General features: G+C 74.2%; 5 protein-coding genes. 2 read left to right on the top strand and 3 right to left on the bottom strand.

All coding sequences use genetic code 11. The features are described 5' to 3' along the window. Positions 1-19 precede the first annotated feature (19 nt). Both EF903_RS24450 and EF903_RS24445 read left to right on the top strand, forming a co-directional pair. The gene (locus EF903_RS24450) at positions 20-1,111 is read left to right on the top strand and encodes a substrate-binding domain-containing protein (RefSeq protein WP_399421588.1); all 1,092 of its coding nucleotides are present in this window, start codon (positions 20-22) and stop codon (positions 1,109-1,111) included. A gap of 348 nt (positions 1,112-1,459) precedes the next feature. Then, positions 1,460-2,437 (top strand): Acg family FMN-binding oxidoreductase, encoded by a 978-nt coding sequence (locus EF903_RS24445; RefSeq protein ID WP_125546594.1) that lies wholly within the window; start codon positions 1,460-1,462, stop codon positions 2,435-2,437. A 130-nt stretch (positions 2,438-2,567) separates the two neighbouring features. On the opposite strand, the gene ppdK is transcribed toward EF903_RS24445, so the two are convergent. From ppdK to EF903_RS24430, 3 genes are all read right to left on the bottom strand, one after another. Further along, a complete protein-coding gene (gene ppdK / locus EF903_RS24440; protein ID WP_125546592.1) occupies positions 2,568-5,270 on the bottom strand; it encodes a pyruvate, phosphate dikinase in 2,703 nt (900 codons plus the stop codon). A 172-nt stretch (positions 5,271-5,442) separates the two neighbouring features. Beyond that, positions 5,443-6,702, bottom strand: coding sequence for a PP2C family protein-serine/threonine phosphatase (locus EF903_RS24435; protein ID WP_260615858.1), 1,260 nt, complete (start codon positions 6,700-6,702; stop codon positions 5,443-5,445). Between the two features lie 41 nt (positions 6,703-6,743). After that, positions 6,744-7,799 (bottom strand): TerC family protein, encoded by a 1,056-nt coding sequence (locus EF903_RS24430; protein WP_125546590.1) that lies wholly within the window; start codon positions 7,797-7,799, stop codon positions 6,744-6,746. Positions 7,800-7,930 lie beyond the last annotated feature (131 nt).

The raw sequence follows: 7,930 nt of genomic DNA, 5'->3' as shown, positions 1-7,930 counted from the left end.
CGACGCTCGGGTTGCCGGTCTGCTGCTGGGCGGCGAGGAGGGCGCCGGCGATGCCGACGACCAGTCCGGATCCGGTGAAGGCGTGGACGGAGTGGCGGCGGACGGGGATGCCGATGGCCTCGGCGGCCTGCCTCACGCCGTCCCCGGCAAGACCCTCGTGTACGTCGCGCAGACCATGACCAACCCCGGCGTCGCCGGCGTCGCGGACGGCGTGAGGCAGGCCGCCGCGGCCATCGGCTGGCAGGTCCGGGTCATCGACGGCGAGGGCACCCCGGCGGGCATCCAGGCCGCCCTCAGCCAGGCGGTCACCCTGAAGCCGTCCGGCATCGCCCTCGGCGGCTTCGACCCGCGCCTGACCTCGCAGCAGCTCGCCCGGGCCGAGGCGGCGGGCATCCCGCTCGTCGGCTGGCACGCGGTGGCCGCGCCCGGCCCCAGCACCGACCCGAAGCTCTTCACCAACGTCACCACCAACGTGGAGGACGTCGCCCGGATCAGCGCCGACTGGGTCATCGCCGGCTCCGGCGGCCGCGCCGGCGTCGTCCTCTTCACGGACGACTCGATCCCGTTCGCCCGGAACAAGGCCGGGCTGATCAGGCGCCGGCTCGCCGCCTGCCCCGGCGTGCGGCTGCTGTCGTACGAGAACATCCCCATCCCGGACGCCGGCCAGCGCACCCCGCAGGAGGTCTCCTCCCTCCTCTCCCGCTTCGGCGGCGACTGGACGTACTCGGTCGCCATCAACGACCTGTACTTCGCGGACGCCGCCCCGGCGTTCCGCGCCGCGGGCCGCCCGGGTGCCGGGCCGCCGCTCAACATCGGGGCCGGCGACGGGGACCCGTCCGCCTTCCAGCGCATCAACGCCCGCCGGTTCCAGGCCGCCACGGTGCCGGAGCCGCTCAGCCAGCAGGGATGGCAGATCGTCGACGAGTTCAACCGCGCCTTCGCGGGCCGGCCCGCGAGCGGGTACGTCGCCCCGGTCCACGTCGTCACGGCGGCCAACAGCGGCGGCGGCACCTCCTGGGACCCGCCGGGCTACCGCCCGGCCTACGAGCGGATCTGGCGCGGCCTCCCGCCCGGTCGGCCGGGCGCGGCCGGCCACCGCAGCGGCACCTGACCGGCCGGGGCCGCGGAACCCCGGCCCACCCGCTGCGGGCGCCGCGGCGCCCCCTCGGACTCCGGGCGCCGTGGTGGGCAGGCCTGCGCGGAGCCCCGCTGCCGGCTGCCGCCTCGCCCCCGCCAGGCGGCAAGGGCCGTTCGGCCCACGCCGTACCCGAGCGGCCCCTGTCCCCGCCCGCCCGGCAGGGGCACGCTGGAGGTGAAGCCGGAGACAGCGTCTTCCGCGAGCCGCGCCGCGGTGGCCCGTCCGGGCCATGTGGCGTACGGCGCGGTCCACCGGGCGGCCGGTGCCGTCATGGTGGTCCGTGGGTCGACACCGACAACCACGCCTCCCGGAGGTGACCCCGTGTCCGAACGCACACCGGATCCGCCGTCCATCACGTCGTGGGTGGCCGATGCGACGACCGCGCCGTCCATGCACAACGCCCAGCCCTGGCTCTTCCGCCACACGCAGGCGGACGGCGTGCTGATCATGCGCATGGACCCGGCCCGCGCGATGCCGCACACCGACCCCTCCACCCGCGGACTGCACATCGGATGCGGGGCGGCCCTGTTCAACCTGCGCGTCGCCGCGGCACGCGCGGGATGGGAGCCGGACGTCCGGCTGCTCCCGGATCCCGCGGATCCCCGGACGCTGGCACGGATCACGTTCGCGCCCTCCGGCGCGGACGACGACATCGCCGCCCTGCACCCTGCGCTGCGCCGGCGGCACACGAGCAGGGAGCCCTTCACCGACGAGGCCGTTCCCGAGGCGGTGCTCGACGGGCTGCGCGGCGCCGCACGGGCAGAGGGCGCACGCCTCGACGTGGCGGGCGCATGGCAGGTGGAGTCGCTGCTCGACCTCGTGCGGGACGCGGAGCGCGCCGAGGAGCTCGCCCCCGGCGTACGCGAGGAGATCACCCGGTGGACGACCGGCTCGGCCGCCGCGCGACCGGAAGGCATCCCCGCCGAGGCCCTCGGGCCCGGCCGCTACGACGGCCGTGCGCCCGTGCGTGACTTCACCGCCGGCCACCGGGTCGAGGGGCACCGGTCCGCGGTGTTCGAGCAGTCGCCCTGCCTGGCGGTCCTCGGCACGCGCGAGGACGGACGCGAGGACTGGCTGCGCGCCGGTCAGGCCCTGGAGCGGGTGCTGCTGCAGGCGACGCTCGACGGGCTGGCCACCTCTCTCAACTCCCAGGCCCTCGAATGGCCGCAGCTGCGCTGGGCGGTGCGCGACCCCTCCTCGACGGCCGGGCATCCGCAGATGCTCATCCGGCTGGGATACGGCCCCGAGGCCCCCGCGACGCCTCGTCGGCCGGTGTCGGAGGTCCTCGTCCTCGCCTGAGGCCCGCCGGCCGGTGCGCCACCGGTCGCGGACGACGGTGCGGCGCCCGGTCACCCGACCGGGCGCCACCGCGATCCGCAGGGCCTCGCGCCCCTCTCCTCCGCCTTCCCCCGCCGCACGCCGAAGCGGGTCAGCGGCTGTCACTGCTTCCTGCCGGGGGCAGGGCGGCGCGTCCGGCTTCCAGGCGGGCGACGGGCACGCGGAACGGCGAGCACGAGACGTAGTCCAGGCCGGCGTCGTGGAAGAAGTGGATGGAATCGGGGTCTCCGCCGTGCTCTCCGCACACCCCGATCTTCAGCCCCGGCCGGCCGGCGCGTCCTTCGGCCACCGCGATCTCGACCAGCCGGCCCACCCCTTCGCGGTCGATCGTTTCGAACGGGGAGGTCTGGAAGACGCCCCTGTCGAGGTAGGCGGAGAAGAAGGCCGCCTCGACGTCGTCGCGGGAGAAGCCCCAGGTGGTCTGGGTGAGGTCGTTCGTGCCGAAGGAGAAGAAGTCCGCGTCCTGCGCAATCCGGCCCGCGGTGAGGGCGGCCCGTGGCAGCTCGATCATCGTGCCGACCGGGCAGTCCACGGCGATGCCGCTGCCGGCGGAGACGCGCTTCAACACGCCTTCCACTTCCTCCCGCACCAGCCGCAGCTCCTCCACGGCATCGACCAGCGGCACCATGATCTCGGGCCGCGGATCGCCGCCGGCCCGCTTCCGCGCCACGACGGCCTCGGCGACGGCGCGCACCTGCATGGCCACGAGCCCCGGCACCACCAGGCCCAGGCGCACGCCGCGCAGGCCCAGCATCGGGTTCGCCTCGTGCATCCGGGTGACCGCCGCCAGCAGTTCGGCCTCGCGGGGTTCGGGCCGCTGCCCCAGCGCGTCCCGCCGCGCGGCGCGCACGGACAGCTCCGTCAGGTCGGGCAGGAACTCGTGCAGGGGCGGATCCAGCAGCCGGATGGTCACGGGCAGCCCGTCCATCGCTTCCAGGATGCCGGTGAAATCCTCGCGCTGGAGAGGCAGGAGGGCGTTCAGGGCCGCCTCCCGCTCCGTGTCGTCGCGGGCCAGGATCATCGCTTCGACCAGGGGCCGCCGGTCGCCGAGGAACATGTGCTCGGTGCGGCACAGTCCGATGCCCTGGGCCCCGAACCGCCGGGCGCGGGCGGCGTCCCCGGGTGTGTCCGCGTTGGCCCTGACCTCCATGCGCCGGGACTCGTCCGCCTGGCCCATGAGGCGGTGCACGTCCCGTACGACCTGGGGGGCCGACTCGGCCGGCGGCTGCCCGCCGGCCTCGAAGTACCGCATCACCGGGGAGTCGACGAGGGGCGCGGCGCCGGGGAAGACCAGGCCCTCGGACCCGTCCACGGAGATGACGGCGCCCTCGCGCACCGTGGTCGAGGACGTGGAGAAGAGCCGTGCGTCCGGGTCGACGGTGAGGTCCTCGGCCCCGCACACGCAGACCTTGCCCATGCCCCTCGCGACGACGGCCGCGTGGCTCGTCTTCCCGCCGCGGCTGGTGAGCACGGCCTCGGCGGCGATCATGCCGGGCAGGTCGTCGGGGGTGGTCTCCTGCCGTACGAGGACGACCTTCTCCCCGCCCGCGGAGCGGCGGACCGCTTCGGCGGAGTCGAACACGACCGCGCCCACGGCGGCCCCGGGTGAGGCGGGAATGCCCCGGGCCAGCACCTCGCGCGTACCGGAGGTGTCGAAGCGGGGGAACATCAGCCGGGCCAGCCCCCGACCGTCGACCCGGGCCAGCGCCTCCTCCGGGGAGATCAGCCCCTCGTCGGCCAGCTGCCCGGCGATGGCGAAGGCGGCCTGCGGGGTGCGCTTGCCGACACGGGTCTGCAGCATCCACAGCGTGCCGCGCTCGACGGTGAACTCGATGTCGCACAGGTCCCTGTAGTGCGCCTCCAGTCGATCCATGCAGTCGCGCAGCCGGAGGAACGATGCGGGGTCGAGGTCCTCCAGCCGCTGCAGCGGCACGGTGTTGCGGATGCCGGCGACGACGTCCTCCCCCTGGGCGTTCTGCAGGTAGTCGCCGTAGATGCCCGGCCGCCCGGTGGCCGGGTCGCGGGTGAAGGCCACGCCGCTGCCCGAGTCGGGGCCGAGGTTGCCGAACACCATGGTCTGGATGGTGACGGCGGTGCCCAGGTCGTCGGGGATGCGCTCGCGGCGCCGGTAGATCCGCGCCCGTTCGCCGTTCCACGAGGCGAAGACGGCCAGGACGGCCCGCTGCAGCTGCTCGACCGGGTCCTGGGGGAACTCCTGCCCGGTCTCCTCCCGGATCAGGTTCTGGTACGTCTCGACCAGCCTGATCAGATCGCAGGTGTCCAGCCGGGTGTCGTCGGCGGCGAGGTGCTGCCTCTTGATCCCGGCGAGGGCCGCCTCGAACCGGGCGCCGGGGACCCCCATGACCGTACTGCCGAACATCTGCACGAGGCGCCGGTAGGAGTCCCAGGCGAAGCGCTCCCGTTCGGGCGTCTTGCCCAGGCCCAGCACCGACAGGTCGTTGAGGCCGACGTCCAGGATGGTCTCCATCATGCCCGGCATGGAGAAGCGGGCTCCGGAGCGGACGGAGAGCAGCAGCGGGTCGTCCACCCGGCCGAGCCGCCGGCCTGCCGCGCGTTCGAGCGCGGCGAGGTGCTCGGCCACCTGTCCCTCCAGCTCCGGCGGGGGCTCACCGGTCTCCAGGAAGACCCGGCAGGCATCCGTGGTGACGGTGAAACCGGGCGGTACGGGCAGCCCCATGCGGGCCATCTCCGCGAGGTTCGCGCCCTTGCCGCCCAGCAGGTCGGCCATGTCCCGGCCGCCCTCGGCGAAGTCGTACACGTACTTCGGCTCCATGGCACCGCTCTCTCGCTCGATGGCTGCCGGGCACCCGGGTCACCTGTCGGTACGTCCCAGGCTGGCATCCCGCCCGGCCGGGCCGCAGGGCTGCAGGGGCCAAGGCCCGGGGCCGAAGGTCCCGCCGGACCGGCCCCGGCGGGTTTGGCGCCCGGGCAGGGAGCGGGCACCCTCACAAGCGGAGGATGACCAGGGCCGTGTCGTCGGCGACGCCGGCGGGAGCGACGAGATCGGTCAGCAGGGCGTCGGCGAGGGTGTCGGGGTCGGCGGCCCGGTGGCGTGCGAGGGCGTCTGCGAGCCGGGCGAGGCCCGTGTCGATGTCCTCCCGGCGGCGTTCGACGAGGCCGTCCGTGTACAGGGCGAGGACCGAGCCCCCGGTGAAGGCGGTACGGGCCTGGGGCCGGGCCGCGTGTTCGGGCCGGGCGCCGAGCGGGGGGTCGGTGGCCCCGTCCAGGAAGGTGACGGTGCCGTCGGGGTGGCAGAGCGCCGGAGGGGGATGGCCGGCGCTGCTGTGGGTGAGGGTGCGGCCGTTCCAGTCGATGAAGACGGACACGGCGGTGGCGGACTCCGCTCCGTCGACGCTGCGGGCGTACAGATCGAGGACTTCCAGGGCCTGGGCAGGGCCGGCCGCGACGCGGGAGGCGGCGGACAGCGCGCTGCGCAGCTGGCCCATGACACCCGCGGCGCGCAGGCCGTGGCCCACCACGTCGCCGACCGCGACGGCGGCGCGGTCGCCGCCGGGCAGGTCGACCAGGTCGTACCAGTCCCCGCACACGTTCAGCGCCCCCGTGGCCGGCCGGTACCGGACGGCGGCCCGGTGGCGGCCGAGCGGGCGGGGCGTGGGCAGCATCGCCTCCTGGAGGTGCAGGGCCACCTCGCGTTCGCGGGCGTGGGCCTGGCGCAGGCGTTCGTTGACCCCCTGGAGTTCCCTGGCACGGGTGTAGAGCTCGGCCTCCAGAATCTGGGACCGGTCCGTGCCGGTGCGCGCGCCGCGGGCCCGGATGAGCTCGGTGACCTCCTCCACGCGGTGCAGCAGAAGGGCGACGGTGCCGTCGGGGGAGAGGATGGGGACGTTGACCGGACTCCAGTACCGCTCCTGCCACACCCCCGGCCGCTCGGAGTCCTCCACGTCGTAGCGCTGCAAGGCCATGGCGTCCCGTTCCCCGGTGGCGACGACGCGCTCCAGGGAGGCGCGCAGGTTCCGCATGCCGGACGCCAGGGGGTCGGAGGGGTTGTCGGGGAAGACGTCGAACAGGTAGCGGCCGACCACCTGCTCGCGCGTGCGCCCTGCCACCGTCAGGAACGCCTCGTTGACGTCCGCGTACACCAGCTCGGGGGTCAGGAGGGCGGCCGCGCCCGGCAGGGCCTGGAAGACGGCCTGATAGTCGATCGCGGGTCCGTTCACCGTCCACCTGCCCGTGCTGCCGGCCATGACCTGCCCCCACGGTAGGCGCGTCCGGCCCGCGGCGCCGGTCATGGCGCGTCCTCGGAGCGTGCTCCGCTGTCGGCGGCGGGCCGATGGGCGGCGGGAGCGGCGGAGGGCGTGCCGGTCGTGCCCGCGGTGCCTTCCCCGACCGGCTGCTCCGCGGTGTCGGCCGGCCGGCCGCGGGTGGCGATCAGGGACCAGGCGATGGAGACGGTGATGGTGGCGGCGATGACGCCGAGGGTGAGGGGGATGGGGAGCTTGCCCACGGGGGTCTCGGACAGGATGAGCTTGACCCCGGCGAAGGCGAGGAGGACCGCGAGGCCGTAGTGGAGGTAGGCGAAGCGGCGCAGGAGCCCGGCGAGGCAGAAGTACAGGCTGCGCAGGCCGAGGACGGCGAAGGCGTTCGCGGTCCACACCAGGAAGGTGTTGGTCGTGATCGCGAGGACGGCGGCGACGGAGTCGATCGCGAAGACCAGGTCGGTGGCCTCGATCGCGACGAGCGCGACGAACAGCAGGGTCGCCACGCGGCGTCCGTCGACGCGGACGAAGAACCTGTCGCCGTGGAACCGGGGGTCCGTGGGGATCAGCTTCCTGACCAGGCGGACGACGGGATTGCGGTCGGGATGGACTTCCTGGTCCTTGGAGACGGCCATCTTCCAGCCGGTCCAGATCAGGAACGCGCCGAAGAGGTAGGCGGTCCAGAAGAACACCTGGAGCAGTTCGGCGCCGACGAAGATGAACACGAGCCGGGCGGCCAGTGCGCCGAGGACCCCCCAGAAGAGGATCTTGTGCTGGTAGGCGTCGGGGACGGCGAAGAAGGAGAAGACCAGGGCGAAGACGAAGACGTTGTCGATCGACAGGGCCTTCTCGATCAGGTAGCCGGCGTAGTAGGTCGAGGACACCTCCCCGCCCTGCCAGGCCCACAGGACGAGGCCGAAGCCGAGGCCGATGGCGATCCAGACGCTTGACCAGATCGCCGCTTCCTTGAAGCCGATGACGTGGTTGTCGCGGTGGGCGATCAGGTCCACGGCCAGCATCACGCAGATGCCGGCGGTGACCGCGGCCCACACCCACAGCGGAACCGGGAACGACAGGCCGTTCATCGCGGAGGGTTTCCTCTCGGGGGAGCGGGGGCGCGGCGGGCCAGTGCGATGCGGGCGGCCGCCTCGGCCACCGCCACGTCGTCGATGCGGTCGCTCAGGACCGCCGCCACCGGCCGGACCGGGCCCGAGGG

The organism is Streptomyces sp. WAC05292, assembly GCF_003949955.1.
Taxonomy (GTDB): Bacteria; Actinomycetota; Actinomycetes; order Streptomycetales; family Streptomycetaceae; genus Streptomyces; species Streptomyces globosus.
Note: the sequence above shows the minus strand (reverse complement) of the source record. Positions and strands in the feature narration are given on the sequence as shown.

Bases quoted from the DNA above. Each gene is read 5' to 3' on its own strand.
- ppdK (WP_125546592.1), bottom strand. From the start codon at position 5,270: ATGGAGCCGAAGTACGTGTACGACTTCGCCGAGGGCGGCCGGGACATG.
- EF903_RS24435 (WP_260615858.1), bottom strand. From the start codon at position 6,702: ATGGCCGGCAGCACGGGCAGGTGGACGGTGAACGGACCCGCGATCGAC.
- EF903_RS24430 (WP_125546590.1), bottom strand. From the start codon at position 7,799: ATGAACGGCCTGTCGTTCCCGGTTCCGCTGTGGGTGTGGGCCGCGGTC.